The 577-nt window shown below is 31.2% G+C and carries 1 protein-coding gene; it reads right to left on the bottom strand.

Annotation, left to right across the window (positions count from 1 at the left end; all coding sequences use genetic code 11):
- Positions 1-280 precede the first annotated feature (280 nt).
- On the bottom strand, positions 281-577 hold a 297-nt coding region (locus CJF42_RS28245), incomplete at its 5' end, for a hypothetical protein (protein ID WP_212668865.1).

Genomic DNA, 577 nt, shown 5'->3' with positions numbered 1-577 from the left:
ACAGGGTTATGATTCATAATCAGGGAGTAATCTATTCTCTGCAATAAATGTCTTGCCTAAAGCGCTTTGAATTCCCGCTGATTGACCATTTTATTAACTTAAATGGTATTAAAGTGATTTGGGTATAGTTGTGACGTATTTCACGTAAAAACGCAAATAGAAGGTCGGATAGGAGAATCTGGAGTACCATCTTTTGCACCAAGTATGCCCATATACCATCCTAATAAAACATGTATTGGAGATTTATCAGTGAATAAAGTGTTTCAAATATAAACTGATTTTAATCAAGTATTAAAAAAATGTCAGTATGAAAACCACATTGGCAACGCTCCGATTGACCTTTATTATAGTTTTCAGGTGTATAAATACAGCTTTTATACCCCTGAATCGCACATTTATCCTGACAATTTAATTTTTGTATCCAGTTGGTATATTCACGCGACATCAAGTTAAATAAAATGATTATGCTGATAACATAAATAAATATTTTTAGAAATTGTAATTTATTCACAGTAATCATAAATGCCTCAATAAAACAAATATAAGGTATAAACACCAGCAATTCTCGGTGAATTAA

Origin of the sequence: Pseudoalteromonas sp. NBT06-2 (assembly GCF_002276045.1) — a bacterium.
Taxonomy (GTDB): Bacteria; Pseudomonadota; Gammaproteobacteria; order Enterobacterales; family Alteromonadaceae; genus Pseudoalteromonas.
The sequence above is the reverse complement of the archived record's forward strand: the minus strand, read 5'-3'. Positions and strand labels throughout refer to the sequence as shown.